Here is a 25982-nt window from a genome sequence, read left to right on the forward strand (position 1 = left end):
GCAGCAGAATTTGGCTGATTAACCCCTATTGGTCAAGTTTTTTTGTTAAATAGACTTAATTACATTTATTTATGTGTATTTATAATCCACCCTTGACCCCTGATCGTACTGGTTCTAGGTCAGGACACAGAATATTTCTCTGCGATGAAAAGCCGTCATAACATGCCCCTTCACATCATCAAGCTAAGCGTCGGAACGGAAACACCAGAAGGTTTGCGTGAATGGCAGACCTATTTTCAGGCCACCTATGGCCGGGTGTTTCACACAACCCGCATGACGCCAAAACGCAAGGCCGAAATCCTTGATGGCGGATCAATCTATTGGGTGTTCAAAGGGGCTATTCGCTGCCGACAGCGCATCCTTGATCTGGAAGATTTTGTGAACGAGGAAGGCACGAAATATTGCCGTATCGTGCTTGATCCCGAATTGATTGAAACCCGCCCCTATCCGCACCGGGCTTTTCAAGGCTGGCGCTATCTTACAGAAGACAAATGCGCCCCGGATGACCAACAAGGTGGGGGCACAGAAGCCCTGCCCGACGATATGGCCGATGAATTGCGCGATCTTGGTCTGATTTGATCTGAATGCGTCAATTACCGTTTTTTTGCCTGTGGCACGGTCACACTCAGGTCGGCGCCATCGTCCCGTCATCATCAATTTCCCGAAGCGTCGCGGCAACTTCGTTTTTAAGCCAGTTCACAAAGGCCTGAACACGTGGACGTCTAAGATGTTCTTCAGGGTAAACCAGATAATAAGCCCCGTTTGATGCCACCGTTTGCGGGAAGGGTCGAACAAGGTTTCCGACCTTAAGATCAAGGGCCGCCAAACTGGTTCGGGCCATACCAATCCCCTGCCCCATCAGGGCCGCCTGAATGACCATGTCGCCTGAATTGAACCGCAACCCTCGACTGACATCGACACCCGATGCACCAACTCCATCAAGCCAAAATTCCCAATCGGCGGCGTGCGGATGATCAATAATCGCAGTGGCATCATGTAGCAATTGATGACCGGCAATGTCACTTGGTTCGCAAAGTGTTGGATGTGCCGCAAGATATGCAGGACTGCAGACCGGGAATGACTCATCGCGCATCAGCATTTCACAATTAAGGTTCGGGTATTTCCCGTTGCCGAACCGCACGGCAAGGTCAATCCCCTCGGTCCGCAGGTCAACCATCCGGTCATCGGCATGAATGCGGACATCAATATCGGGATAGGCTTCGCGGAAATGGCCCAGACGCGGCACCAGCCATTTAACGGCAAAACTTTGCAATACACTTACCGTGACAACACCGGTTTCCTCGACCAGCATCAAACGTTCAATTTCATCTGAAATACGCGAAAAGCCTGCACTCGTTGCATGGGCCAACTGGACGCCTTCTTCGGTCAGATGTATCTGACGCGGCAAGCGATGAAACAGCTTGAACCCCAAATAGTCTTCAAGCTGGCGCACCTGCTGACTGATCGCGCCCTGGGTAACAAACAGTTCTTCGGCGGCACGGGTAAAACTCAGATGCCGGGCAGCGGCATCAAACGCGCGCAGCGATTGTAGTGGCGGTAGACGCATCGAAAACTCCCGATAAAAATGAATTAGTATTCCTAATCCATTTGATCAGAAATACTCGTTTGTCTTCATCGAAATATAGCCACACAATGGCTCCAACAGCAAACATTGCATTAGCAATATTAACTCATGGAGACGATCATGGCTTATCAAGCTTGCCCTGCTCCTGCACATCAGGACTCATGCGACACGTCTGCCTCTTCGCTTTCAAATGCCACTGCATCGCTGCATTCCGCAGCCGCGCGGCTGACCGACCACTTGACACTACTGGTAGAACGTTTTGCCCGATTTACCGAAATCCGCCGTCAACGCCGGATGTTGCTTGCCCTAAACGATCAGCAACTTCGCGATATCGGCATCACCCGCGCGGATGCAGAAGAAGAATACCGACGGTCATTCAAATCGATCTAACCCGACTGTCACCGAACAGGCCCGTTGCTTTAAGCAGCCCCACGCTTATCCCCCAAAGTCACGGGCCTGCCCTTCGTGCCACCGCACAACCCAAACTTTCACCCGGTTGATGACGTGATGTCATTGATCGGGTGTTTTTACAGGCGCCCCTGCCCGGCTGGCCGATACAGAATTGATCGATTGCGGTCGCCACAGCAATACCGCAAGATTGTCGATATTCTTTATCCATATCACTTGGAAATACAGCCATGGCGTCTGGAAAAAAGGCTCGAAAATCGACCAAAGCCAAAGTCACCGACGAAAGTGCCAAGACGCTTTCTGATGCCACACATCGCACAGGGAAAAGTCGGTCCGCCGCAAACAAGGCTGCGTCGATGGCTACACTTGATCGCGAAACCAAAGACCACTTGTTGCTGGATTGCGAAAATCTGACGATGGACCGGATTGACGATCATCCAGCAGGGCAAAACCGCCCCGCCAGCCAAAATAAAGTCAACATTCACGTCAGCAAGAATGATTTACCACCCGACATAGACCTTAAGCCCAATGCGCGGGCAAAAAAGATGCCCGGCAAACAGTATCTTGAACTGATTGCCCCACTGCATATCGAACTTTTGAAGCTGCAAAACTGGATCAAGGCCGAAAACCTGAAATCCATGGTTATCTTTGAAGGGCGCGATGCCGCAGGCAAAGGCGGCACGATCAAACGGTTTACCGAACATCTTAATCCACGCGGGGCCCGCATTGTCGCACTTGCCAAACCAAATGACCGTGAACTTACCCAATGGTATTTCCAACGCTACATAGAACATCTACCAAGTGGTGGTGAAATCGCCCTGTTTGACCGGTCATGGTACAACCGCGCGATGGTTGAACGCGTTATGGGTTTTTGCAGCATGTTTGACGTCAGCGAGTTTCTGCAATCCGTGCCGGAGCTTGAACGGATGTTGATCCGGTCAGACATTCGCATGACCAAGTTCTATTTCTCCGTCAGCAAGTCAGAACAGGGCCGCCGGTTCAAGCAACGGCAGTCTGATCCATTGAAACAGTGGAAACTTAGCCCGGTTGATTTGGCATCCCAGAACCTTTGGGACTCCTATACAGAAGCCAAGCGCGACATGTTCTTTCACACATCAACAACCGACAGCCCATGGGTCATCGTTAAATCCGACGACAAGAAACGGGCGCGCATTAATGCCATGCGCCACTACCTGTCGCAGTTCGACTACCCCGGAAAACGGCCTGAAATTCTGGTCTTTGATCGACGGGTCATTCACAGTGTCGCGGAAGAACTTGATGAAGGATAAACGCTATCCATAACCCGCAGGTTTTCCAGATCGTGAAAACATTGCCATGGTAACAGCGGCACTCATTGACAATGTCGCTCCTGCCACCTTTACTGGCATCCAACAGTATTTGGGAGGCAAACAATGGCAAAATGTGCATTTATCGGTTTGGGTGTCATGGGATATCCAATGGCCGGTCACCTGCAAAAAGCAGGTCACGACGTTACCGTCTATAACCGTACGACTGCCAAGGCAGAAAAATGGGTTTCCGAATTTGGTGGCGCGTCCGCACCAACCCCGGCAGAAGCGGCCAAGGGTGCAGAATTCGTGTTTTCCTGTGTCGGGAATGACGATGATCTTCGCAATGTGATGCTGGGCGATGGCGGCATGTTTGCCGGCATGGATAAAGGTGCTGTTTTAATCGACAACACCACCGCGTCTGCTGACGTTGCGCGTGAACTTTACGCAGCAGCAAAAGAACAGGGCATTTCGTTCATCGACGCACCAGTATCCGGAGGCCAAGCCGGTGCTGAAAATGGTGTTCTGACGGTGATGTGCGGCGGTGATCAAGCCGCGTTTGATCGCGCCGAACCGGTCATTGATGCCTTTGCCCGTTCGTGCAAATTGATGGGTGAAAGCGGATCCGGTCAGTTGACCAAGATGGTCAATCAGATCTGCATCGCCGGACTGGTTCAGGGCCTTTCCGAAGGTGTCAATTTCGGCGTGAAAGCCGGACTTGACATGTCGAAGGTTCTTGATGTGATTTCCAAAGGGGCTGCTGGCAGCTGGCAGATGGAAAATCGCGGGTCCACCATGGTCGAAAACAAGTTCGACTTTGGTTTTGCGGTTGACTGGATGCGCAAGGATCTTGGCATCTGCCTTGAAGAATCCAAAAGCAATGGCGCACGTCTTCCGGTCACCGCACTGGTGGATCAGTTCTATGCGCAGGTACAGGACCGTGGCGGCAATCGCTGGGATACGTCCAGCCTGATTGATCTTCTATCGCGCGGCTAACGCACCCGCCCAAGACCACTTGAAACAAAAAGCGCGGCCTGCATGGGCCGCGCTTTCTTGTATTTCTGATCTTGTGCGTTCTTTGGATCAGGACTTAGAGGCCTGCACGCAAAAGCGGCTCAACCTGATTGCGATATGTTGCCAAAGGACCATCAGCGAAATAGCCGACAGCACATTCCAAAACGGAATCGCGATAGACCTCTTCGCCGTCTTCGGGCTTCTCTTCAAGGTTCTCGCGGTTGGATTTTCCAAGACGTTCGATTTCGATATCCTGCTCGCACGTCGTTGCATCCAAACTTGCCAATGACTGGCGCGGATCACGGCGACGGGATGGCAAAGCGTGCTCCAGATCGATTTCGCGTTCGAATTCTTCGGCATCAGCGCGATTGACTTCAATATCCGGGACCACGCCGTGGCCTTGTACGATATGGTTTTCAGGTGTGGTGTAATATCCGGTGGTGATCTTAAGTCCGCCGCCGGACGTCAATGGCATGATGCGCTGCATTGACCCTTTGCCAAACGACCGTTCACCAATGATCACGCCGCGGCCGTTTTCCCGCAAGGCAGCCGCCATCAGCTCTGCGCCGGATGCCGACCCACGATCAAGCAAAATGGCCATTGGCACCAGATCAAAGTAATCTGACCGATCGGCTTCGTAGCTGCGCATTTTGCGTTCACCGCGTCCTTCGGTCGCGACAATCAATCCGCTGGTCAGGAACTGATCGGCAATATCCGCCGCACTATCAAGCAAACCGCCCGGATTGCGGCGCAGGTCAACAATGATCCCACGCGGCGTCACAATCCGGCTTTCCAGTTCTGATAGATATTCTTGTGTTTGATCAAGCGTCGTCGCATCAAATCGCGACACGCGGATATATCCGATATCCTGATCAATGATCCCGGCCGTTACCGATGGCACTTCGATCCGTGCACGTTTAACCGTTACATCAAAGCTGTTATCCACCCGTAAAATGGTCAAGGTTACCGGATCCCCCACGCGGCCACGCATCAGACGCACGGCCTCGGAAATCGGTTCACCCTTCATCTGGTGACCATCAATATGGGTTATTCGGTCATCAGGTCTTAACCCTGCACGGGCCGCCGGGGTGTCATCAATCGGCGAAACAATGCGGATATGTTTTTCATCATCAAGGGATATGACAATTCCCACGCCGGCAAAGCTGCCTTCTGTGCTTTCCTGCAGGCGACGGAACATATCATCGGTCATGTAAGCACTATGGGGATCAAGCGTATGCAAACTGTCATCAAGAGCGGCACCAACGATGTTGATCGGTGACATGTCTTCGATTTCAAGACCATTGAGCGAAGCGATGCTGTTTTCAACAAACGCGGCACGGTCGATTTTTTCGACATAGGTTTCAGAAAGAACCTGAAGGGCCTCGACATACAGTTTATCTGCATGGGCAAATTGATCATCCGTCGCGCCTGCAGTTACGCTGTCGCGATAGGCGTCAAGAAATCTGCGTTCCTCGTCACTGGGCCAAGCAGGCCCGGCGCAAGCGACCAGCTTTGTCCCGGCGAACGAAATCAGCACAGCAAACAAAACCGGCAATAATCCTTTACGCAGCAATAGCCCACTCCTGTCATTCAACTTAAATACCGGACTACAACCCGGCGGCATTATCAGCCAAGTCTAGCCTGCCTTTTTACGGTTGGCGACCCCTCGCCTGATTTAATGGTGCGTTTTCGACTGATAACCGATCAATTGGACGTGAACTCACATATCGGATGCTTTTGGCCAGTTTGCCAGTCCTCTCTCAAGGAACATGCTCAGAAACGGCGTCCAATAGGTCTTTCGACCAACAATAGCGAAACAGACTCGATCTTGATCCAATCGACCGTTATGCTGTGATCTAACAAACAAAGTTGGCAAAAAGCCGACTGTTCCGAGCGGGCGGCTCACATTTCAGGGAGACGTCTTTTTTAATGAGCGATTTTACACCACCCATTGCCGATTTCAGGTTCCTGATCCATGACGTGATCGGGCTGGATACGGTTGCCCACCTGCCGACATATTCGGAAACAACGCCTGATCTGGTGGATGCTATCCTTGAAGAAGCCGGAAAGCTTGCATCATCCGTTCTTGCGCCCCTGAACCGCATCGGCGATCAGGAAGGTGCAAAACTTCTTGATGACGGTACTGTGCGCACACCGACCGGCTGGAAAGAAGCCTATCAGCAATTCTGCGATGGTGGCTGGCAAGGTATCACGGCCCCTGAAGCCGAAGGTGGCATGGGACTTCCCGTTCTTCTTGGCGCTGCCGTTGCTGAAATGTGGCATTCATCAAACATGGCCTTTGCGCTCTGCCCGATGTTGACGGCAGGTGCGATTGAAACCCTTTGTGCGCATGGATCGGATGCGCAACGCAAATTGTATCTTTCGCGGATGATTAGCGGCGAATGGACCGGCACAATGAACCTGACCGAACCACAGGCGGGTTCGGATCTTTCAAAAGTGCGCAGCATGGCAGCCCCGCAAAATGACGGGACATATCGCGTTTCAGGTCAGAAAATATTCATTACCTATGGTGATCACGAGATGACGGAAAATATCGTTCATCTTGTCTTGGCCAGAACGCCAGATGCATCTGCTGGTGTCAAAGGCATTTCTCTTTTTATTGTCCCGAAATATCTGGTCGATGACGCGGGGGCCATTGGTAAACGCAACGATGTCACCTGTGTATCGCTTGAACACAAACTTGGCATTCACGCCAGCCCTACAGCGGTTCTTTCCTTTGGCGATCAAGGTGGTGCAGCGGGTTATCTGATTGGCGAAGAAGGCAAGGGTTTGGCTTATATGTTCACGATGATGAACAATGCCCGCCTTGCTGTTGGTCAACAGGGCGTCGCCATTTCCGAACGCGCCTATCAACAAGCACTTGAGTATGCACATACCCGCAAACAGGGCCGGGCTGCCAATGTTAATGGCGACGCGCCGATTATCGTCCATGGTGACGTTCAACGCATGTTAATGCGCATGCGTGCCTCAACCGAAGCCGCACGGGCATTGTCCCTTTATGCTGCGACCCAGCTTGACCTTGCCCATCACCTTGCCGATGACACGGATCGGGCAGCAGCGCAAACCCGTGCTGATCTTTTGATCCCGCTGGTCAAGGGCTGGTCAACCGATCTTGGCGTTGATAATGCATCCCTTGGTGTTCAAGTCCACGGCGGTATGGGCTTCATTGAAGAAACCGGTGCCGCCCAGCATTTGCGCGATGCCCGCATTGCCCCGATTTACGAGGGAACAAATGGCATTCAAGCAATTGACTTCATCGCCCGCAAAGTCCTTCGCGATCGGGCAGATGGTCTCAACAGCCTTTTGGCAAATGTAAAACAAACAATCGAAGACGCACAGAACTCTCCCCCATCAAAGGCCGTTCAGACTGCATCGGAACAGCTGCAGAAAGCTGTCGACTTGCTTGATGCCAGCACCACAACCGTTCTTGAACGCTGCGCTACGAATGGTGACATGGCACAGGTTCTTGCATCGCCCTATTTGCGTCAGGCGGCGTTGTGCATTTCCGGTTGGCTGATGTTGCGGTCCATGATGGCAGCCGCACGTTCGACCACGCAAAGCGACTTTCAAACTTCCAAGATCAAAACTTGTCAGTTCTTCTTTGCGCAGCTCTTGCCAGAAGCGACCTTCATGGCGACCCAAATTGAAAACAGCGACGCGGCTGAACTACACGAAACCCGGCCACTATTTTGACAAACTCTTTTTTGAGATTGCCCCATGCCATCGTTATCAAAAGATGACGATGGCATGATCACTTCTACCGCACCTGTTCAGAGTGCGATCAACTTTACCTCTTCGCGCGCCAACATTCGGAAATTCCGTACGAATTGACCTTGTTTGGCGATAATTTCCTGTTTCGGTTTTTGATTGCTTCTCTATAATCCGCCCGATGAATCGCTTAACCCGATATATGCTTAAACAGCAGCTGATTATGATGGTGTTTGTGACGCTGGGGCTTCTCTGCGTCATTTGGCTATCGCAAAGCCTCCGATTTGTCGAAATGATTGTAAATCGGGGCCTGTCGATTTCGGTCTTTTTGCAGCTGACATCCTTGCTGCTTCCAAGCTTCCTGACGATCATTATCCCGATCTCGTTATTTTTTGTGGTTGTCTTTACCTACAATAAGCTGATTCAGGATCGAGAACTGATCATTATGCGATCCGCCGGGTTGAGCCAGTGGGCTTTGGCCAAGCCCGCTTTGATGGTTGCCCTGATATCGACCGCTATTTGCTATTTTCTGACCCTGTTTTACCTGCCCTATAGCTACCAGCAATTCAAAGAATTACAGTTTTCCATTCGGAATGATTTCTCATCTGTGCTTTTGCAGGAAGGAAGCTTTACCGATCTTGATGGTTTGACGGTTTATGTGCGCGAAGTCGGTCGGGACAATGAATTGCTGGGCATTCTGGTACATGATTCCCGCGACCCTGCGGCGCAAACGACCATGATGGCGAAACACGGGGCCTTGTTGCGCACCGATGAAGGCCCAAGGATTGTCTTGCTTGACGGTAACCGGCAGGAAGTGAACCCGGATGACGGTACGATGTCGATCCTGTATTTCGACCGCTATGCTGTTGATATCGCCCATAGCGCAGAAGACCCAACCATCCGCTACCGCGAAGCACGTGAACGTAGTGTGCTTAATCTTTTAACCGGGGTCGTCCCTGATATTTCAGAAAACGATATTGGCGCGTTCCGGGCCGAAGGTCATGACCGGCTTATTTCACCGCTAAACGCGATCGCCTTCGCCTGTATTGCACTTGCCGTTCTGGTTTCAAGCAGCTTTTCCCGACGTGGACAAACCGGTCGCCTTCTGATTGCGATTGGCGTGATGGTGCTATGCCAGGCATTGGGTATTGCGATGAAAAATCTGGCTGGTAAGAACCCGGCACTTGTACCTTTGATGTATGCCAATGCGTTCCTCCCGATCATATTTGGTCTATATTGGACATTCCGCGGACCTCAGATACGCGCGAAACGTGCTGCAGTTGAAGAGGCTGAGGCATGAGAATTTCTCCGATCCTGACATGGTATTTTGGCAAGCATGTTCTGATTTCCATTCTCTCTATTCTGGCTCTTCTGATTGGTTTGATCGTAATTGGCGACACCATTGAATTGTTGCGCCGTGCCGGTGGCAAGCCAGATGCGACCGTCAGTATCGTTGTACAAATGGCCACCAGCCGGATTCCGTTTATGACGGAAAAGGTTTTGCCCTTTGCCGTTTTGTTCGGGTCGATGTTTTCGTTCTGGAAACTTACCGGAAATCAGGAACTGGTTGTCACGCGTGCTGCCGGTGTTTCAGCGTGGCAGTTTATGCTGCCGCCAATCTTGTGTGCTTTGATCCTTGGCACCATTCAGGTTGCTGCTCTTAATCCGCTCTCATCTATCCTTTTGCAGCGTTATGAAACGCTCGAAGCACGTTACCTTCAGAACAATGTCAGCGTGATGAACCTTTCTTCAAGCGGCCTTTGGCTTCGTCAAGGCACACAAGATGGGCAAGCTGTGATCTATGCTCGGGAAGTTCGCAGCCAACAAGGCGATCAAATTGATCTGCGCAATGTAACTGTTTTCCGGTTTGAAAACTCGGATGATTTCACGACCCGCGTTGATGCCGGACGTGCCGTTCTGCAACCTGGAACTTGGCATTTTTACAATGCCTGGACATTTACCCCCGGACAGGCCAGCAAGTTCTCTGATGAATTAAAACTACCTACCAATCTGACTGCACGGAAAATTCAAGACAGCTTTGCCTCACCCGAAACAATGTCTTTCTGGGACTTAAAGCCATTCATCAGTTTGCTCGAACGCGCAGGGTTTAACGCCACGCGCCATCGCATCCACTTCCACAGCCTATTGTCTCGACCACTTCTTTTATGTGCTATGGTTCTGATTGCTGCGGCATTTTGTCTTAAATTTTCTCGACGTAGACGGGCATCCCTTGTTATCGGTGGTGGTGTTACAACAGGGTTTATTCTTTATTTTTGTACCGACGTAATTTCAGCGCTGGGTGTTTCGGGAGGAATTCCACCAATACTCTCCGCATGGGCACCTGCCGGTATTTCGTTACTATTGGGGATTTCGACATTGCTACATCTTGAGGATGGCTAGACATATGGCCATGGCGGGGGGAATGATAAAAAGACTGGCAACCAGTACTATACTGGGCTGCGGCGTATTCTTCATTGGTAGCACTGCTGGCATGTTCACAGCACACGCGCAAACAGCGGCGACGGAGCCACAAAGTCAGGAAGCACCAGCCATCCTGTTTAGTGCTGATGAGGTTGACTATAACCGCGAGCTGCAAACCGTAACCGCGCGCGGCAATGTCGAAATTTCTCGCGAAGGCCGCATTCTTCTGGCTGATACGGTCAATTATGATCGTTCACAAGATGTCCTGACCGCCTCAGGCAATGTCAGCATTACAGAACCTTCCGGCGAAGTAACCTTTGCCAGCTATGTCGAGATTAGTGGCGATTTCAAGAACGGGATCGTTAAGGACATCTACGTTCTTTTAGATGAAAACACCCGAATTGCTGGCTCAGGTGCGCGCCGTAGTCAGGGTAATTTCACAGAGATTGCAAAAGCTGTCTATTCCCCATGCAAGGTGTGCGCTGACGAAGAAGACAGCACACCACTTTGGAGAATTCGGGCTGCGCGCGTTTTGCACGATGCCAACAGCAAAACGGTTGAATATAAAGACGCTAGACTTGAAGTTGCCGGTGTTCCAGTTCTGTATACGCCATATTTTCAGCATCCCGACCCAACAGTCAAACGGCAATCTGGTCTTTTGGCACCTTCTTTCGGAAGCACGAGCTATGTCGGCTCCTATTTCAGTCAACCTTACTATTGGGCGATTGATAACAGCAAGGATATGACCTTCACGCCTACCTATACGATGGATGAAGGCCCCGTACTTGCGACCGAATACCGCCAACGGTTTGATAGTGGTGAGATGGAGCTCTATGGCAGCACGACCCGCGACAGTGATGATCGTTGGCAAGGTCATATCGATGCAGAAGGACGCTTTGACATTGATCCTACTTGGCGCTGGGGCTTTGATGCCGAACAGGCAAGTCAGAAAACTTATCTCTCCCGATATGGATTTGGGTCGCCTTCGGTTTTAACTTCAAACCTGTTCACAGAAGGTTTTAGAGATTCCAGTTATACGAGGATGGACGGTTACTATTTTCAGGGTCTGAAGTCTGATGATGATCGGGATACGACGCCAATTGTATTGCCTCATATGCAGTTCCACGGGCAAACCGAGCCTGCGAAATATGGTAGCTTCACAACTCTTGATCTCGACGGACTGTCACTCACCCGAGAAGATGGTGCAGATTCCCATCGCGTTTCTGCCAAGGCAGGTTGGGCCTTGCCTTATGTCGGATCAATGGGCGATGTGACCAAACTTAGCCTGTCCGTTCGAAGTGACAACTACATGGTGTCAGACGTCGAGCGTGACGGCAAGAGTGACTATAGTGGATATACAGGACGCATTCTGCCTTTGGCTGCCATCGACTGGCAAATGCCCTTCGTAAGTGACCAAGGTAAATATCATCAGGTGATAACGCCGATAGCCATGGCCGCATGGTCACCAAATGGCGGAAACCCGGACGAGATATCAAACGAAGATTCCCAATCCTTTGAATTTGATGACATCAACCTGTTCTCACACGATCGTTTCGGTGGGATCGACCGTGCAGAAGACGGGTTCCGGACCAGTTATGGACTTGAGTGGGGAGTCTACGGACCAGAAGGTGGGTATACCAGTGCAATGTTTGGGCAGAGCTACCGGGCAAATGCAAATGACACATTTGCCGACGGATCTGGTTTGGATGAACATTTGTCAGACTATGTAGGTCGCGTTACGGTTTCTCCCAGTCGATATCTTGATCTGACCTATCGCTATCGTCTGGACAATGAAAACCTTTCAGCCCGACGCAATCAAGTCGCCGCAACAGTTGGATCAATGGATACCTTGCGTGTGAACACGACATATGTTCACTTCACCGATGACGCTGGCAGCGAAGAATTCAATGAACGTGAAGAGTTTTACTTCCGGGCCGACCGCCAATTCAGCGATTTCTGGTCAGGGATGGCCTATAGCCGCTACGATGTAGATCAAGGTGATCCGTTGGAATATGGTGTTGGTTTTGTTTATGAAGATGAATGCTTCATATTTGATGGTCGCATCCGCCGCACATTCTATCAGGATCAGGATCTGGGCGAATCTGATGAATTCATGTTCCGCTTGGTATTCAAGACATTGGGCGAATTCGCGTCCACAGCCGGATTATAAGAAAAGATGATTTCCAAATTTACAACTTTCAAATTTACGAATATCTGCCTCTTGCTGGCTGTTATTACATTGATGACATTTCGTGCACCGGCATATGCACAGTCGCCCGTCGGTGTCGCTGCTGTTGTGAATGACGAGCCAATCTCGATCATCGATCTGGTTGAGCGCATCAAGCTGATCGCCGTGTCGTCAAACATTCAAATGACACCGCAGAAAAGCAATGAGATGGCGCCGCAGGTATTGCAGCAACTGATCAATGAAACCTTGCAGATGCAGGAAGCAGAGCGCCGCGGGCTTGAAGTAATCGACGAAGATATTGCGCGTGGGAAATCTATCATTGAACAGAATGCCGGTCTTCCGACTGACTCATTAGACCGTTTCCTTGAACAACGTCAAATTGCGCCAGGCACCATTGAAAACCAGATCAAACCACAGGTCGCCTGGCAAAAACTTCTTGGTTCCATGCGCAATGAGGTCCAGATTTCAGATGCCGAGATTGATGACAACCTGCAACGGATCGTCAACAACCAAGGCAAACCACGTAATCGGGTTCAGGAAATCTTCCTTCCGGTCGACAATCCGCAAGACAGTACCCGTGTCTATCAAAGTGCGCTGGAAATTCTCAACGTCTTGAAACAGGGTGCCGAGTTCAGCGGCCTCGCGCGTCAGTTTTCGGCAAGTGCGAGTGCGGCCAATGGTGGTGACCTTGGATGGCTGTATTCAGGCGAACTAGCAAGCGAGTTACAACAAGCCGTTAACCAGCTTGAACCTGGACAAATTAGCGAGCCTGTTCAAACCATTCGTGGCTATTACATCATAAAGCTTCTTGATCGCCGCGTTGGTGATGCAAATGTCGTAACCGATGTTCGCCTTGATCTTTACCAACTGTTTGTCCCGCTGACATCCGACATGCCGAAAGATCAGATTGATGCCAAACTTGCAGTGCTCAACAACACGCAAGAAACAGCAGACAGCTGTGAAGCAATGGCGAATGTTGCTGTTGACCTAGGTTCCGAGCTGAGTGGTGAGATGAAAGGCATTTCCCCGACAGAGCTTTCCGGCCCCATCAGTCAGGCGGTGAGCAATCTTGAACCGCAAAAGCCTTCCAACATCATTCGTGTCGATGGCGGGGCGCTTTTGGTCATGATTTGCAACAAAACCGAAGAAAGTAACCTGCCCAGCCGCAGCGAAGTCGAAAACCGACTGCGTATGGAACGGCTTGATATTCTGGCACGCCGGAAACTTCGTGAACTGCGCCGACAGGCCTTTATTGATATCCGTATGTGATCGATCCGACCAGAAACGGAGCCAAGATGACTAAGATCGCACCAATCGTCCTGACAATTGGTGAGCCTGGCGGTATCGGACCAGAGCTTGCTCTCAAGGCTTGGTTGCAGCGGAAAGATGCGGGCATAGAACCCTTTTGCCTTCTTTCTCCGCTTAATATTGTTGAGAACGCGATCAAGCAGGCTGGAACAGATGTTCCATTCAAACTCGTCTCAGACATCGCTGAAACATACGATGTATTTGCCGAAGCTCTGCCGGTTCTTGCGATTGAGAAGGCGGACGCGATAGCCGTTTCTGGTGTCGCTTCGGCGGAAACGGCCAACATTGTCATAAACAGTATCACGGAAGCCGTGGCACTGACGCGTCGTGGTACGGCAAGTGCCGTTGTCACCAACCCGATACAGAAAAGTGCGCTTTACGAAGCGGGCTTCAAACATCCCGGTCATACAGAGTTTCTGGCAGAGTTAGCCGGCCCCGGCACAATCCCGGTCATGATGCTGGCCAATTCAAAACTGCGCGTTGTGCCGCTTACGATCCATATCGCACTGTCTGATGTCCCCACGCAGCTTACGGCTGAATTGATCATTAATCGCTGCCAGATCACCGCATCTGCTCTAAAGCAGGATTTCGGCATCGAACATCCACGTTTGGCAATCGCCGGTTTAAACCCGCATGCGGGTGAAGATGGCGCTATGGGATGCGAAGAACAAACGATCATAGCACCTGCCATTCAGACCTTGCGTGACATGGGCATTGATGTCTTTGGTCCGCTTCCGGCCGATACCATGTTCCATGAAGAAGCCAGGGCGAACTACGATGTCGCATTGTGCCCCTATCACGATCAGGCCCTGATCCCGGTCAAGACGCTTGATTTTCATGGGGGTGTCAATATCACATTGGGATTACCATTTATCAGAACATCACCCGATCACGGCACTGCATTGAACATTGCGGGCAAAGGCATCGCCCGTCCTGATAGCCTTATCGCGGCCCTTAAAATGGCTGCAGAGATGGCAGCAAAACGCCTTTCGACAGGAGCCTGACCAAACGTGTCAGAAGACAACAGCACAACCGGCACCCTCGCCAATGATGGCCTTCCGCCCCTTCGCGAGGTGATTGCCATCCATAACCTGTCTGCACAAAAGAAATTTGGTCAGAACTTTCTGTTTGATCTCAACCTGACGGGCCGGATTGCCCGTGCGGCCGCGCCACTTGAAGATGCGACCGTGATCGAAATTGGCCCCGGCCCCGGTGGCCTGACCCGTGCGTTGCTGTTTAATGGCGCAAAGAACCTGACCGTGATCGAGCGTGACCCACGCTGCCAACCGGTTCTAGACCAAATCAGCGCCCATTACCCCAATGCCCTGCATGTGATTGATGGCGATGCGCTAGACGTCGATGTCACAACCCTTGGCCCGGCACCACGCAAAATTGTCGCCAATCTGCCCTACAATGTCGGAACGCAGCTTTTGATCAATTGGCTGATGCAGATCGACCAATTCGCCAGCCTGACTTTGATGTTCCAGAAAGAAGTTGCCGAACGTGTTGTCGCTGGCCCAAAAAGCAAAGCCTACGGCAGGCTTTCCGTCCTGTGTCAGTATCTGTGCGATTGCGACATTCTGTTTGATGTACACCGCAGCGCCTTTACCCCGCCGCCAAAGGTAACCTCCGCCGTCGTGCAGTTGCGGCCCAAGGCGGATCGCGGTGCTGACATCAACCTGACCAGCTTGGCCAAAATCACCCAGGCTGCTTTTGGTCAGCGGCGCAAAATGCTGCGCGCCAGCCTCAAGACGCTTAATATCAATGTCGGTGAATTGCTGACCACAGCCGGGATTACGGAAACATCCCGTGCCGAAGAACTCAGTGTCGCCGACTTTGTCCGCCTGACACAGGTTCATGACGAAATGGCCGCTTCGTAAAGCGGCCATTTTGAATTCCCAATCAATCGGTCAAAAGCTTTTTGACGAACCCGGGCAGAACCGATTGCCGCGCGCGCTTCATCCGTTCGGCCCCGATGATATGTTCAACATCGGCGAGGCAGCGTTCAAGATCATCATTGATCAAAACGTAGTCGAATTCTTCCCAATGGCTGATTTCCGCACCGGCCTTGGCCATGCGTTTCATGATCACACCATCTGCATCCTGCCCACGATCGCGCAAACGCCGTTCAAGTTCCGCCGATGACGGTGGCAAGACAAAGACAGATACAACGTCTGCACCGCCCTTTTCGCGCAATTGGCGCGCACCTTGCCAGTCAATATCAAACAGCACGTCACGCCCCTCGGAAAGCGCCTTCTCGACCGGTGCTATTGGCGTACCGTAGTAATTGCCAAAAACCTCCGCCCACTCAAGCAGCGCATCTTCGGCAATCATGTGTTTGAAATCATCGACCGATTTAAAGAAGTAATGTGTGCCTTCTTCTTCGCCCGGCCGGGCTTCACGGGTGGTTGCCGACACAGACAATGAAATCCTGTCATCTTTTTCAAGCAACTGACGGGTAATGGTGGTTTTACCTGCGCCCGACGGGGCACAGAAAACCAGCATAACGCCACGACGATTGTTCTGATCTACCATATCGTGTTCCTTCCCTGCCCGCTTACTCGACGTTCTGAACCTGCTCGCGGAGCTGATCAATGATCACTTTAAGCTCCATCCCGCAATTAGTAAGCTCGACGTCGTTGGCTTTCGAGCACAACGTGTTGGCTTCGCGGTTAAATTCCTGACACAGGAAATCAAGCTTACGCCCAATGGAACCACCTTTGGTCAGCATATCGCGTGCGCCGGTAATATGGGCCTTCAGACGGTCAATTTCCTCGCGGATGTCGGCTTTGGTTGCAAGTAAGGCTGCTTCCTGATGCAACCGTTCTGGTTCAAACTTGCCCGCATCCATCAGTTCTTCGATTTGGCGTTTCAACCGTTCCTTGATCGCATCCACGCGCACAGATGCGCAGCTTTCTGCACGGGCAACCGTTGCTTCGATGTTATCAACATGCCCGCGAAGCATCGCATCAAGCTTTTCGCCTTCTTCCGCACGATGCGCAGTCATCTGGTCAATTGCATCATTCAGGCTGGCAAAAACCTCTGCATCACGGGCATCCCGCGTTGCTTCGTCTTCGTGGGTTTCAACAACTTCCAGCACACCGCGCACATTCATCAGATCGGCAATCGTCCCCGCCGACAGGCTGCTAGTATTGTCAAATTCCTCCGCCAGAGAAATCAGATCTGATAGCAATTCCCGGTTCACCTGATAGGCACTGGTATCAGCAGATCGCACAACATTCAGGGTAACCCCGACATTGCCGCGCTTGAACCGTTTGGCAACCGCATCGCGGACTTTGGCTTCAAGCCGTTCAAACCCGCCATTCAGACGCACACGAACATCAAGGCCCTTGCCATTGACGCTGCGCAATTCCCAGGTCCAGCCAAAGCCTTCTGCCGCACCATCGGTGCGGGCAAAGCCGGTCATGCTTGATACGGTCATATTTTCATCCAGTATAATTCATGTTTTCCCGCTTATAACGGTTGGCCCGATGCACGCCAAGGGCCAACACTGGCGAGATCTATGTTATCAACAATATGGTATGTTTTGCCGGTATTTCATAATCCTGCCCCAAAGGTGCAGCATGGTCGGCAAAAATCGATAACGCATATTTTAAAAACCGCATACGAGCAACAATGTCCTTTCAGTATCATGCCGTTTTGATCACCGGTGCCAGTTCCGGCATCGGTGCCGCTCTTGCCCGTCATTTCGCCCGTACAGGCGTCACTTTGTTCATCAGTGGCCGCGATCAGACGCGCTTGCGCCTTGTGGAAAATGAATGCCGTGCAGCAGGCGCAAATGTCTTTGCCGATATATTGGACGTAACCAACCGTGAAACCATGACGGCTTATGTCACGCATTGCGATGAGTTAGCCCCACTAAGCTTGGTTATCGCCAATGCTGGCATTTCAGCAGGCACTGGTGGCAAGGGCGAAAGCCCCGAACAGGTGCGCGACATATTCGCAACCAACGTCGCGGGCGTACTCAACACCATTGACCCGGCAATCGATGCCATGCGCGTGCGGGGGCGAGGACAAGTCGCATTGGTCGCGTCGCAAGCCTCCTGGCGTGGTTTGCCCTCTGCCCCGGCCTATTGCGCCAGCAAGGCGGCTGTACGTGTCTATGGCGAAGGACTACGTGGGGCACTGGCCCCTGATGGCATCAAGGTCAATGTCATCTGCCCCGGATTCGTCAAAAGCCGCATCACTGATGCCAATGATTTCCCGATGCCGTTTTTCATGCAGGCCGACAAGGCTGCGCGCAAGATTGCAAAGGGGCTTGAACGAAACAAAGGCATAATCGCCTTCCCGTGGCCGATGAACATGATCATTGGCGCATTAAAGATCACACCACAATGGGTGCTTGATCTGGCTGCTTCGCGAATCCCCAAGAAAACAGCAGCATCTGAGCAGAATTCAGAAAACTGAGGCATCAAGGCCACATGAAGAAGGCGACGTTCCTAAACTGGACGTCGCCTTTCTAATTTGTAGAGAACCAGTTCTGTCGACCTGCTGATGGAGCACAAAACACCCAAACGGCCTGTTATTGCCCGTCGCGGATGCGCCGCCATTTGGCAACATTGCGATTATGCTCTTTGAGCGTGCGGGCAAAGGCATGTCCACCGGTGCCATCGGCGACAAAATACACATCTTTCGTCGGGGCCGGATGAAGCACCGCATAAAATGCCTCACGCCCCGGATTGGTGATCGGTGACGGCGGCAAACCACGCGTGACATATGTGTTGTACGGGCTTTCGAACCGAAGGTCTTTGCGCGTCAACGCCCGATCAAGGCGCTTATCTGGGCTGATTGCATAGGCAACCGTCGGATCAGATTGCAGCCGCATATTGGCATTCAATCGATTGACGAACACACCGGCAACGCGCGCACGTTCGGCAGCAACACCTGTTTCACGTTCAACGATGGAGGCCAGAACAAGCGCCTCTTCAATCGTATCAAACGGCAATCCCTGAGCCCGTCCGGGCCAAAGTTGTTCGACCATGTCATCATGGGCGGCCCGCATCCGATCAATGATGCTTTGTTTCGTATCGCCATACGAGAATTGATAGGTTTCCGGCAACAGCGTCCCGTCTTGCGGAATTTCGGTGATTTCACCGTCCAAACCATCAACCAGATTGATCCGGTCAATAATTTCGCCGGACCGTAATCCTTCGGGGATGGTGACAAACCGTTTGACGGTATCGCCATTGGCAAGAATTTCTGCCGCCTGTTTGGGGCTTACACGTGCAGGGAAATGATATTCCCCGGCGCGAAGCGATCGATCCAGCCCGCCAACGCGAACCCCCGCCAGAAAGATCAGCGGTTCGGTGACGATGTGTTCGCGGCGGAAAATTTCGGCAATACCACGAACACCGGTCCCTTGCGGGATGATGATATCACGACCCTGCACCAATTTACTCGGTGAAGTGTATTGCACATAAACATACACCGCCGCCCCACCAACGGTGAGGGCAGCGGTGATGATTAGTAAGCCAAGAACAAGCAGAAAACGCTTCAAGGGAAAACTCCCGGTAAGGTTGGATCTGCTGTTTTAAACGGCCTTGAACACGAGCGACGCGTTGGTGCCGCCAAAACCGAACGAATTCGACAGGGCAACATTGACCTTGCGCTGTTTCGCTTCAAGCGGAACAAGATCCATGCCTTTGCAGGCTTCAGACGGATTGTGCAGGTTCAAGGTCGGTGCAACCACGCCTTCGTGGATCGCAAGGATCGAGAACACAGCTTCAATCGCGCCAGCCGCACCAAGCAGGTGACCTGTAGCCGATTTCGTCGATGACATCGAAAGTTTCGATGAATGATCACCAAACAGACGCTTAACCGCGCCGAGTTCGATTTCATCACCCAACGGAGTCGACGTACCATGTGCATTCACATAGTCGACATCTTCCGGGTTCACACCGGCATTCCTAAGCGCATTGCGCATCGAACGGAAACCACCGTTGCCATCTGCCGCAGGTGCCGTGATGTGATACGCATCACCGGACATGCCATAGCCGCCGACTTCTGCGTAAATACGTGCACCACGCGCCTTGGCGTGTTCGTATTCTTCAAGAACGACACAGCCCGCACCTTCGCCCATGACAAAACCGTCACGGCCTTCATCCCAAGGACGGGATGCTTCGGTCGGGGTATCGTTGAATCCCGTGGACAAAGCACGTGCTGCGGCAAAGCCTGCCATGCCAAGACGGCAAACAGCGGCTTCCGCACCACCGGCAACCATCACATCGGCATCGCCAAGCATGATCATGCGTGACGCATCGCCAATGGCGTGTGCACCGGTCGAACATGCTGTCACAACAGCATGGTTCGGGCCTTTAAGTCCGTGTTTGATCGATACCTGGCCAGAGACCAGATTGATCAGGCAAGACGGAATGAAGAATGGGCTGACGCGGCGGGTTTTGCCGTTATTCACCAATTCGGTGGCTTCGGAGATTCTTGGCAAACCACCGATACCCGAACCAATCAGAACACCAGTATTTTCCTGGTCTTCGTCCGTTTCAGGTTTCCATCCGGAATCGGCAAGTGCCTGATCGGCAGCTGCAATCCCATAGACGATAAAATCGTCCATCTTTTTCATGTCTTTGATCGAAACATGATCTTCCGGATTGAAAAGTCCGTCACCCTCACCGCGCGGCACGAGGCCTGCGATTTTGGCAGGAATATCCGACACGTCAAACGTGTCGATGCTTTTGATGCCGGATTGGCTGTTCAGCAGTTTCTGCCAAGTATTCTGTGCACCGCTAGCCAGCGGCGTTACAGCACCAAGTCCGGTAACAACTACGCGTCTCATCCCGCATTACGCCTTTATTTTATGAATCCAGCAAAGACGAAAAGGGCGCCTGAGGATGCCCTCGGGCGCCCGTGTCTCACGGCAAGATTAGCCGTTCGCCTTTTCGATGAAGTCGATCGCGTCTTTGACGGTCAGAATTTTTTCAGCCGCGTCATCCGGAATTTCGCAACCGAATTCTTCTTCAAACGCCATAACCAGCTCGACCGTGTCCAGGCTGTCAGCGCCCAGATCGTCAATGAAGCTAGCGTTTTCAGTGACCTTGTCTTCTTCAACACCGAGGTGCTCGACAACGATCTTCTTCACGCGATCTGCGACATCACTCATAGCTCAAATCCTTCAATAGGTTTTCTGTCAGTTAGTGTTTACGTGGTGCCCGTTATCTTCCCCCTATTGAAGGACCTCCCGGGAACCGGAAACCGACAACACACAATTGCCGATTTCAATATTTGGTATAGCGGCCCCTTTTAAACAGAAAAGAAGGCAACCCGCAACGGGTTAAATCATCGCCATTCCGCCGTTCACATGCAAGGTCTGTCCTGTGACATAAGCAGCTTCGTCACTTGCAAGATACAGAACCGCTGCTGCGATCTCTTTGCTGTCGCCCATCCGGCCTGCCGGAATCCCGCCCAAAAGCTTCTCTTTCTGGGCATCTCCAAGCTCTTCGGTCATGGCCGTCGTAATAAAACCAGGTGCGACACAGTTCACTGTAATACCGCGCGCAGCAACTTCCTGTGCGAGCGATTTAGACCAGCCGATCATGCCTGCTTTTGCTGCGGCATAGTTCGCCTGACCCGGATTTCCGGTCACGCCAACGATCGAGGTGATATTGATGATACGACCGTGCCGGCGCTTCATCATGCCACGCAGCGAATTACGCGCAAGCTTGAAAGCAGCCGTCAGGTTCACATCAATAACCGCCTGCCAGTCTTCGTCTTTCAAACGCATTGCCAACTGGTCACGGGTGATGCCCGCATTATTGACCAGAACATCAAGCTGACCGCCAAGTGCTTCTTCAGCAAGCTTGATCAAACCATCAACCGAGGCAGAATCCGAAAGGTTCGCCGGAACAATAACAGCATTTTCGCCAATCTCGGCAGCAACGGCTTCAAGGCGTTCCTGACGGGTCCCCGACAGAGCAACCTTCGCACCGGCCTGCGCCAAAACTTTGGCGATCTCGCCACCGATACCACCGGTAGCACCGGTTACAAGTGCTGTTTTCCCTGCAAGATCAAACATGTATTTCTTTTCCCTTTGGGTTCGTCTTCGTCACAACACTCAATTCAAAGAGTGCCGAGAAATGCTTCGATATCTGCCGGGCTATTGACGGCAACACCACTAAGGTCACGGTCAATACGGCGCACCATACCTGTCAAAACCTTGCCAGTGCCAATCTCGACCAGATCGGTGATGCCCTGTTCTTTCATATAAAGAACTGACTCACGCCAACGCACGGTGCCACAAACCTGCTCCACAAGGAGTTTACGAATGGTTTCCGGATCAATGGTTTTTTCTGCCGTGACATTTGCAACAAGCGGCTTGGCCGGTGCATTCATGGTGACTTCACCCAGTGCTTCGGCCATGCGGTCCGCAGCAGGCTGCATCAGCGCGCAATGGAACGGTGCAGATACCGGCAAAAGAACTGCGCGTTTCGCACCCTTTTCCTTGGCAATCTCAATCGCGCGTTCAACAGCCGCTTTGTGGCCGGACACAACAACCTGTCCGCTGGCATTGTCATTTGCCGCCGTACAAACATCTCCCTGCGCAGCTTCTTCGGCAACGGCAACTGCATCGATATAATCAAGCCCAAGAAGAGCCGCCATTGCGCCAACACCAACCGGTACTGCCGCCTGCATGGCCTGACCACGGATTTTTAACAAACGCGCCGCGTCGGCAATGGCAAATGTACCAGCCGCGGCAAGGGCGGAATATTCGCCAAGCGAATGACCGGCAACCAGATCGCATTTGTCGGTCAGTGCAAATCCGCCTTCGTTTTCCAGAACGCGGGTAACGGCAAGACTGACGGCCATCAATGCAGGCTGTGCGTTTTCAGTCAGGGTCAGTTCGTTTTCCGGTCCTTCGAACATCAATGCGCTTAGCTTTTGTGAAAGCGCGTCATCAACTTCTTGGAAAACTTCGCGGGCAATCGGGAATGCATCTGCCAGTTCCTTGCCCATACCAACCGCTTGCGACCCCTGACCGGGGAAAACGAGTGCGCGTGTCATTATATCTATAATACCCTTGTCAGCTTCTACGAAGGCTGTGCCGAAATTCGGCCCCTAAAAATCAAGCCACCCTTGATAACGTGCGCGACCGCACTGTCAAGGAGAGATGGCGTCAATCAGACCGTATTCGGAATTTCGTTGCCTCAAACTTGGCACGTTCAATCCCTATTGCAAGCCACAGGCAATTAAGTCCCCGTCTCGCGCTTATGACATAGTTCCCGTGATTTACGAAGAACGAGCTGTTGCGCAGCGCACAAAACAAACACCCCACAAACACCTAAACCCCGCGCAACCAAAGCCCCACCCGGCCCCACCTTTTGATTTCCTGTGTAATCAAATTGCAGGCAACTAAGGGCACGGACCGCGAAGTCGATCAATTTCAGGACCTTAAACCGTAGGATATAACGGCGAGACACTATAAAAACTGTCTTTGAGGCGATCCGCATAACCGTTATCGCAAAACCGCAACGCTTCCCCCACCTCGGGACCAACTTCCAAAGCATTGCGTTCCTGCCGTTTTTCACAAACACAGCGTGATGTTTCGCAATTGTGGAAAAGGTGCATTTGGCGTTGCACTACTGGGCGAAAAGTGTATATTCCGCGGTCTCACGGCTCCTTGCCGGGATTGCCCGGCTATGCCTGCATGACACGAGGTCATGTTAGGAAGAGATAAGCCACAAGGAGTGATTAGGAGTATTATGAGCAAGTACGAAAGCGTGTTTATCGCACGTCAGGACTTCTCGACCGCACAGGTCGAAAGCCTGAACGAAAAGCTGACCCAGACCATCGAAGGTCTCGGCGGCAAGATTGCCAAAACCGAATATTGGGGCCTGCGTTCCCTGACATACCGTGTCAAAAAGAACCGCAAAGGCCACTATACTCTCTTCCAGATCGAAGCCGACAACGCCACGATCGCGGAATATGAGCGTCAGATGCGCCTGAACGAAGACGTTCTGCGTCAGATGACTGTCAAGGTTGAAGAGTTCGAAGAAGAACAGTCAGCCATTCTGCGTAACCGCGACGAGCGCGGCGCACGTGGCGGTAATCGCCGCGGCGGTCCCCGTCAGCACGGCTAACAGATAGCGAGGAGTATATATCATGGCTGGACGTCGTCTGTTTTTCCGTCGTCGTAAAACCTGCCCGTTCTCGGGTGCGGATGCGCCGAAGATTGACTACAAAGATGTCAAACTGCTGCAGCGTTTCGTTTCCGAACGCGGCAAAATCGTTCCGAGCCGTATCACTGCGGTTTCGGCCAAGAAACAGCGCGAACTGGCGAAAGCCATTAAACGTGCACGTTTCCTGGCGCTGCTGCCGTACTCAGATCAAGTCTGAGGCAGTCGGCAAGAGACCCTTTTGCGGTCTCAGGCCGGGAGTAAATGATGCAACGTGACACCCTAATAGCTATTGGATCAGGACTTGGCAGTGCCGTTCTGTTCCTGTTGGTTCTATCAGGAAACCCTGTTGCTTTGTTGCTCTCATATTTCGGGCATCTGCCGCTTTTCCTTACGGGATTGTGGCAAGGACCAAAACGCCTGCTGGTTGCGGCAGTTGCCGCATGTAGTGCCCTTGTTCTTTTGGGGGGATTACTGCCTTTCACGGTCTTTATGGTCGTGTTTGCCGGACCGGCGATGTTGTTGACCCGCATGGCACTGATCATTCGGAAGGATGCAAATGGCAATATTGCCTTTCTTCCATCCGGAATTGTTGTTGGTGCCATGGCCGTTATGGTCGCGACGGTAATGATCATCATTACCGGAACACTAACGGCGGAAGGTTTGGATCTTCAGGACTTCGTTTCGCAGTTCCTGAACCAGACATACTCGGAAATGGGTGTCCCTGTGACACCTGAAGTTCAGGGTTTGATTGGAATGTTCCAGACGTATTTCCCGGCGATTGCTTCGGTGAGTTGGCTGTTAATGCTGTTCGCCAATGCGGCAATCGCACAGGCAATCTTGGTGCGTGCAGGCAAAAACCTGCGTCCGACACCAAGTATGGCTTCTTTTGCCTTGCCTGGCTGGTCACTGTTTGCGTTTGCCTTGGCCGGGTTTACGGTCGGCTTTGCCGATGGTTCCCTGGCTTATGTAGCGCGAAACGTCGCGGTGGTACTGGCAGTGCCGTTCCTGTTTCAGGGATTGGCGCTGGTACATGGGCAGGCTGCCCGATGGCCGCAAAAACGTATGATACTGACGGTGTTCTACATCGTCGCGGTTCTGTCTAGTTGGTCGTTTATTGCGATCACCGGACTTGGAATTGTTGAGCATTTAATCAGGCTGCGGGGGAAAGAACCGATGACCCGTAGCAATGAGGAGGATCGGTGATGGAAGTTATTCTGCTCCAGCGGGTAGAAAAACTCGGTCAGATGGGTGACGTAGTCTCCGTCAAGCCGGGCCACGCCCGCAACCGCTTGCTGCCGCAGGGCATGGCCCTTCGTGCAACCAAAGCGAATCTTTCCGTGTTTGAAGCACAGAAAGCACAGCTCGAAGCTGACAACCTTGACCGCCGCAAAGAAGCCGAAGCGGTTGCCGAAACGATGAGTGACGTTGCTGTCACCCTCGTTCGCCAGGCATCCGATGTTGGTCATCTTTACGGTTCGGTAACTGCACGCGATATCGCAAATGCAGTAACCGAATCCGGTTACACTGTTGCACGCACCCAGGTCGTTCTTGATCAGCCGATCAAAACCCTTGGTCTGCACCAGGTTAAAATCAGCCTGCACCCGGAAGTTGCTATTGAAGTGACTGCCAACGTTGCACGTTCCGAAGAAGATGCCGCTGAACAGCTCCGTAAAGGTTCTGCTGTTCTTGGCACCATCGAGGAAATGGAAGCTGAAGAAGAAGAAGCTCTGGAAGCTGCTGAAGAACTCTTCGAAGAAGAAGTTCCGGCAGAAGCTTCTGCAGATGCTCCGAACGAAGAAGATTCCAAAGCATAATTTGCTTGGTTCTTCCAAGATCATTTGGGAAACGGCATGTCCGCAAGGACGTGCCGTTTTCTTTTTGTCGTCTTCTTTTCG

The 25982-nt window shown here is 52.1% G+C and carries 24 protein-coding genes and 1 pseudogene; 16 read left to right on the forward strand and 9 right to left on the reverse strand.

Annotation, left to right across the window (positions count from 1 at the left end; translation table 11 throughout):
* Positions 1–144: 144 nt before the first annotated feature.
* Positions 145–579 carry a DUF1489 family protein gene (locus ACQ0MK_RS09740; protein ID WP_430475841.1) on the forward strand — a complete coding sequence of 145 codons (435 nt, stop codon included), beginning with the start codon at positions 145–147 and terminating at the stop codon, positions 577–579.
* 46 nt (positions 580–625) lie between these two features.
* Here the strand turns inward: ACQ0MK_RS09740 and gcvA are convergent, their stop codons facing one another.
* A complete protein-coding gene (gene gcvA / locus ACQ0MK_RS09745; RefSeq protein WP_430475842.1) occupies positions 626–1567 on the reverse strand; it encodes a transcriptional regulator GcvA in 942 nt (313 codons plus the stop codon).
* Positions 1568–1705: 138 nt separating this feature from the next.
* Between gcvA and ACQ0MK_RS09750 the strand changes: the two genes are divergently transcribed.
* The 3 genes and pseudogenes from ACQ0MK_RS09750 to ACQ0MK_RS09760 all read left to right on the forward strand — a co-directional run.
* The gene (locus ACQ0MK_RS09750) at positions 1706–1975 is read left to right on the forward strand and encodes a DUF1127 domain-containing protein (RefSeq protein WP_430475843.1); all 270 of its coding nucleotides are present in this window, start codon (positions 1706–1708) and stop codon (positions 1973–1975) included.
* A gap of 248 nt (positions 1976–2223) precedes the next feature.
* Positions 2224–3282, forward strand: coding sequence for a polyphosphate kinase 2 (ppk2, locus tag ACQ0MK_RS09755; RefSeq protein ID WP_430475844.1), 1059 nt, complete (start codon positions 2224–2226; stop codon positions 3280–3282).
* A gap of 120 nt (positions 3283–3402) precedes the next feature.
* Positions 3403–4275: pseudogene (locus tag ACQ0MK_RS09760) on the forward strand (NAD(P)-dependent oxidoreductase); the annotation flags it as partial.
* 94 nt (positions 4276–4369) lie between these two features.
* Here ACQ0MK_RS09760 and ACQ0MK_RS09765 read toward each other — a convergent pair.
* Positions 4370–5866: a S41 family peptidase gene (locus ACQ0MK_RS09765; RefSeq protein WP_430475845.1), complete on the reverse strand. Its 1497-nt coding sequence runs from the start codon at positions 5864–5866 to the stop codon at positions 4370–4372.
* Between the two features lie 356 nt (positions 5867–6222).
* On the opposite strand from ACQ0MK_RS09765, the gene ACQ0MK_RS09770 reads away from it, so the two are divergent.
* From ACQ0MK_RS09770 to rsmA, 7 genes are all read left to right on the forward strand, one after another.
* On the forward strand, positions 6223–8007 hold the full coding sequence (locus ACQ0MK_RS09770; protein WP_430475846.1) for an acyl-CoA dehydrogenase: 1785 nt from the start codon (positions 6223–6225) through the stop codon (positions 8005–8007).
* 196 nt (positions 8008–8203) lie between these two features.
* Positions 8204–9322 carry an LPS export ABC transporter permease LptF gene (lptF, locus tag ACQ0MK_RS09775; protein ID WP_430475847.1) on the forward strand — a complete coding sequence of 373 codons (1119 nt, stop codon included), beginning with the start codon at positions 8204–8206 and terminating at the stop codon, positions 9320–9322.
* Complete coding sequence (gene lptG / locus ACQ0MK_RS09780) at positions 9319–10422, forward strand: LPS export ABC transporter permease LptG (protein WP_350045487.1); 1104 nt, start codon at positions 9319–9321, stop codon at positions 10420–10422. The genes lptF and lptG overlap by 4 nt, the downstream gene beginning before the upstream one ends.
* Before the next feature lie 22 nt (positions 10423–10444).
* Positions 10445–12613, forward strand: a complete 2169-nt coding sequence (locus tag ACQ0MK_RS09785) for an LPS-assembly protein LptD (RefSeq protein WP_430475848.1) — start codon at positions 10445–10447, stop codon at positions 12611–12613.
* Positions 12614–12619: 6 nt separating this feature from the next.
* Positions 12620–13900: a peptidylprolyl isomerase gene (locus ACQ0MK_RS09790; RefSeq protein WP_430475849.1), complete on the forward strand. Its 1281-nt coding sequence runs from the start codon at positions 12620–12622 to the stop codon at positions 13898–13900.
* A 26-nt stretch (positions 13901–13926) separates the two neighbouring features.
* On the forward strand, positions 13927–14943 hold the full coding sequence (gene pdxA, locus ACQ0MK_RS09795; protein WP_430475850.1) for a 4-hydroxythreonine-4-phosphate dehydrogenase PdxA: 1017 nt from the start codon (positions 13927–13929) through the stop codon (positions 14941–14943).
* 6 nt (positions 14944–14949) lie between these two features.
* Positions 14950–15819 carry a 16S rRNA (adenine(1518)-N(6)/adenine(1519)-N(6))-dimethyltransferase RsmA gene (rsmA, locus tag ACQ0MK_RS09800; protein WP_430475851.1) on the forward strand — a complete coding sequence of 290 codons (870 nt, stop codon included), beginning with the start codon at positions 14950–14952 and terminating at the stop codon, positions 15817–15819.
* A gap of 22 nt (positions 15820–15841) precedes the next feature.
* Here the strand turns inward: rsmA and gmk are convergent, their stop codons facing one another.
* The gene (gene gmk / locus ACQ0MK_RS09805; RefSeq protein WP_430475852.1) at positions 15842–16474 is read right to left on the reverse strand and encodes a guanylate kinase; all 633 of its coding nucleotides are present in this window, start codon (positions 16472–16474) and stop codon (positions 15842–15844) included.
* Positions 16475–16496: 22 nt separating this feature from the next.
* Entirely contained in the window at positions 16497–17381 is an 885-nt protein-coding gene (locus ACQ0MK_RS09810) for a YicC/YloC family endoribonuclease (protein WP_430475853.1), read from the reverse strand.
* Positions 17382–17575: 194 nt separating this feature from the next.
* On the opposite strand from ACQ0MK_RS09810, the gene ACQ0MK_RS09815 reads away from it, so the two are divergent.
* Positions 17576–18367 carry an SDR family NAD(P)-dependent oxidoreductase gene (locus ACQ0MK_RS09815; RefSeq protein WP_430475854.1) on the forward strand — a complete coding sequence of 264 codons (792 nt, stop codon included), beginning with the start codon at positions 17576–17578 and terminating at the stop codon, positions 18365–18367.
* Positions 18368–18482: 115 nt separating this feature from the next.
* On the opposite strand, the gene mltG is transcribed toward ACQ0MK_RS09815, so the two are convergent.
* From mltG to fabD, 5 genes are all read right to left on the reverse strand, one after another.
* Positions 18483–19457 carry an endolytic transglycosylase MltG gene (mltG, locus tag ACQ0MK_RS09820; RefSeq protein ID WP_430475855.1) on the reverse strand — a complete coding sequence of 325 codons (975 nt, stop codon included), beginning with the start codon at positions 19455–19457 and terminating at the stop codon, positions 18483–18485.
* Between the two features lie 33 nt (positions 19458–19490).
* Complete coding sequence (gene fabF / locus ACQ0MK_RS09825; protein WP_350042213.1) at positions 19491–20750, reverse strand: beta-ketoacyl-ACP synthase II; 1260 nt, start codon at positions 20748–20750, stop codon at positions 19491–19493.
* Positions 20751–20837: 87 nt separating this feature from the next.
* Positions 20838–21074 carry an acyl carrier protein gene (locus tag ACQ0MK_RS09830; RefSeq protein WP_007090351.1) on the reverse strand — a complete coding sequence of 79 codons (237 nt, stop codon included), beginning with the start codon at positions 21072–21074 and terminating at the stop codon, positions 20838–20840.
* 171 nt (positions 21075–21245) lie between these two features.
* The gene (gene fabG, locus ACQ0MK_RS09835) at positions 21246–21986 is read right to left on the reverse strand and encodes a 3-oxoacyl-[acyl-carrier-protein] reductase (RefSeq protein WP_350042212.1); all 741 of its coding nucleotides are present in this window, start codon (positions 21984–21986) and stop codon (positions 21246–21248) included.
* Positions 21987–22030: 44 nt separating this feature from the next.
* Positions 22031–22972: an ACP S-malonyltransferase gene (gene fabD, locus ACQ0MK_RS09840; RefSeq protein WP_430475856.1), complete on the reverse strand. Its 942-nt coding sequence runs from the start codon at positions 22970–22972 to the stop codon at positions 22031–22033.
* A 698-nt stretch (positions 22973–23670) separates the two neighbouring features.
* Here fabD and rpsF point away from each other — a divergent pair.
* The 4 genes from rpsF to rplI are packed head-to-tail and all read left to right on the forward strand — an operon-like array spanning position 23671 to position 25901.
* Complete coding sequence (gene rpsF / locus ACQ0MK_RS09845; protein WP_430475857.1) at positions 23671–24048, forward strand: 30S ribosomal protein S6; 378 nt, start codon at positions 23671–23673, stop codon at positions 24046–24048.
* A 22-nt stretch (positions 24049–24070) separates the two neighbouring features.
* Positions 24071–24304: a 30S ribosomal protein S18 gene (rpsR, locus tag ACQ0MK_RS09850; protein WP_007090355.1), complete on the forward strand. Its 234-nt coding sequence runs from the start codon at positions 24071–24073 to the stop codon at positions 24302–24304.
* A 47-nt stretch (positions 24305–24351) separates the two neighbouring features.
* Entirely contained in the window at positions 24352–25290 is a 939-nt protein-coding gene (locus tag ACQ0MK_RS09855; protein WP_350042209.1) for a DUF2232 domain-containing protein, read from the forward strand.
* Entirely contained in the window at positions 25290–25901 is a 612-nt protein-coding gene (gene rplI, locus ACQ0MK_RS09860; RefSeq protein WP_430475858.1) for a 50S ribosomal protein L9, read from the forward strand. Before ACQ0MK_RS09855 ends, rplI begins: the two co-directional genes overlap by 1 nt.
* Positions 25902–25982: the final 81 nt, after the last annotated feature.

It is taken from the genome of Thalassospira lucentensis (genome assembly GCF_050516545.1).
GTDB classification, from domain to species: domain Bacteria; phylum Pseudomonadota; class Alphaproteobacteria; order Rhodospirillales; family Thalassospiraceae; genus Thalassospira; species Thalassospira lucentensis_C.

Excerpts from the sequence above, each read along its gene's own strand:
- rpsR (WP_007090355.1), top strand. The coding sequence starts at position 24,071 with ATGGCTGGACGTCGTCTGTTTTTCCGTCGTCGTAAAACCTGCCCGTTC.
- ACQ0MK_RS09830 (WP_007090351.1), bottom strand. The coding sequence starts at position 21,074 with ATGAGTGATGTCGCAGATCGCGTGAAGAAGATCGTTGTCGAGCACCTC.
- ACQ0MK_RS09770 (WP_430475846.1), top strand. The coding sequence starts at position 6,223 with ATGAGCGATTTTACACCACCCATTGCCGATTTCAGGTTCCTGATCCAT.
- fabD (WP_430475856.1), bottom strand. The coding sequence starts at position 22,972 with ATGACACGCGCACTCGTTTTCCCCGGTCAGGGGTCGCAAGCGGTTGGT.
- gmk (WP_430475852.1), bottom strand. The coding sequence starts at position 16,474 with ATGGTAGATCAGAACAATCGTCGTGGCGTTATGCTGGTTTTCTGTGCC.
- fabF (WP_350042213.1), bottom strand. The coding sequence starts at position 20,750 with ATGAGACGCGTAGTTGTTACCGGACTTGGTGCTGTAACGCCGCTGGCT.
- ACQ0MK_RS09790 (WP_430475849.1), top strand. The coding sequence starts at position 12,620 with ATGATTTCCAAATTTACAACTTTCAAATTTACGAATATCTGCCTCTTG.
- pdxA (WP_430475850.1), top strand. The coding sequence starts at position 13,927 with ATGACTAAGATCGCACCAATCGTCCTGACAATTGGTGAGCCTGGCGGT.
- ACQ0MK_RS09750 (WP_430475843.1), top strand. The coding sequence starts at position 1,706 with ATGGCTTATCAAGCTTGCCCTGCTCCTGCACATCAGGACTCATGCGAC.
- ACQ0MK_RS09815 (WP_430475854.1), top strand. The coding sequence starts at position 17,576 with ATGTCCTTTCAGTATCATGCCGTTTTGATCACCGGTGCCAGTTCCGGC.
- rpsF (WP_430475857.1), top strand. The coding sequence starts at position 23,671 with ATGAGCAAGTACGAAAGCGTGTTTATCGCACGTCAGGACTTCTCGACC.
- fabG (WP_350042212.1), bottom strand. The coding sequence starts at position 21,986 with ATGTTTGATCTTGCAGGGAAAACAGCACTTGTAACCGGTGCTACCGGT.
- rplI (WP_430475858.1), top strand. The coding sequence starts at position 25,290 with ATGGAAGTTATTCTGCTCCAGCGGGTAGAAAAACTCGGTCAGATGGGT.
- lptF (WP_430475847.1), top strand. The coding sequence starts at position 8,204 with ATGAATCGCTTAACCCGATATATGCTTAAACAGCAGCTGATTATGATG.
- lptG (WP_350045487.1), top strand. The coding sequence starts at position 9,319 with ATGAGAATTTCTCCGATCCTGACATGGTATTTTGGCAAGCATGTTCTG.
- ppk2 (WP_430475844.1), top strand. The coding sequence starts at position 2,224 with ATGGCGTCTGGAAAAAAGGCTCGAAAATCGACCAAAGCCAAAGTCACC.
- ACQ0MK_RS09740 (WP_430475841.1), top strand. The coding sequence starts at position 145 with ATGAAAAGCCGTCATAACATGCCCCTTCACATCATCAAGCTAAGCGTC.
- ACQ0MK_RS09855 (WP_350042209.1), top strand. The coding sequence starts at position 24,352 with ATGCAACGTGACACCCTAATAGCTATTGGATCAGGACTTGGCAGTGCC.
- ACQ0MK_RS09810 (WP_430475853.1), bottom strand. The coding sequence starts at position 17,381 with ATGACCGTATCAAGCATGACCGGCTTTGCCCGCACCGATGGTGCGGCA.
- gcvA (WP_430475842.1), bottom strand. The coding sequence starts at position 1,567 with ATGCGTCTACCGCCACTACAATCGCTGCGCGCGTTTGATGCCGCTGCC.
- ACQ0MK_RS09785 (WP_430475848.1), top strand. The coding sequence starts at position 10,445 with ATGATAAAAAGACTGGCAACCAGTACTATACTGGGCTGCGGCGTATTC.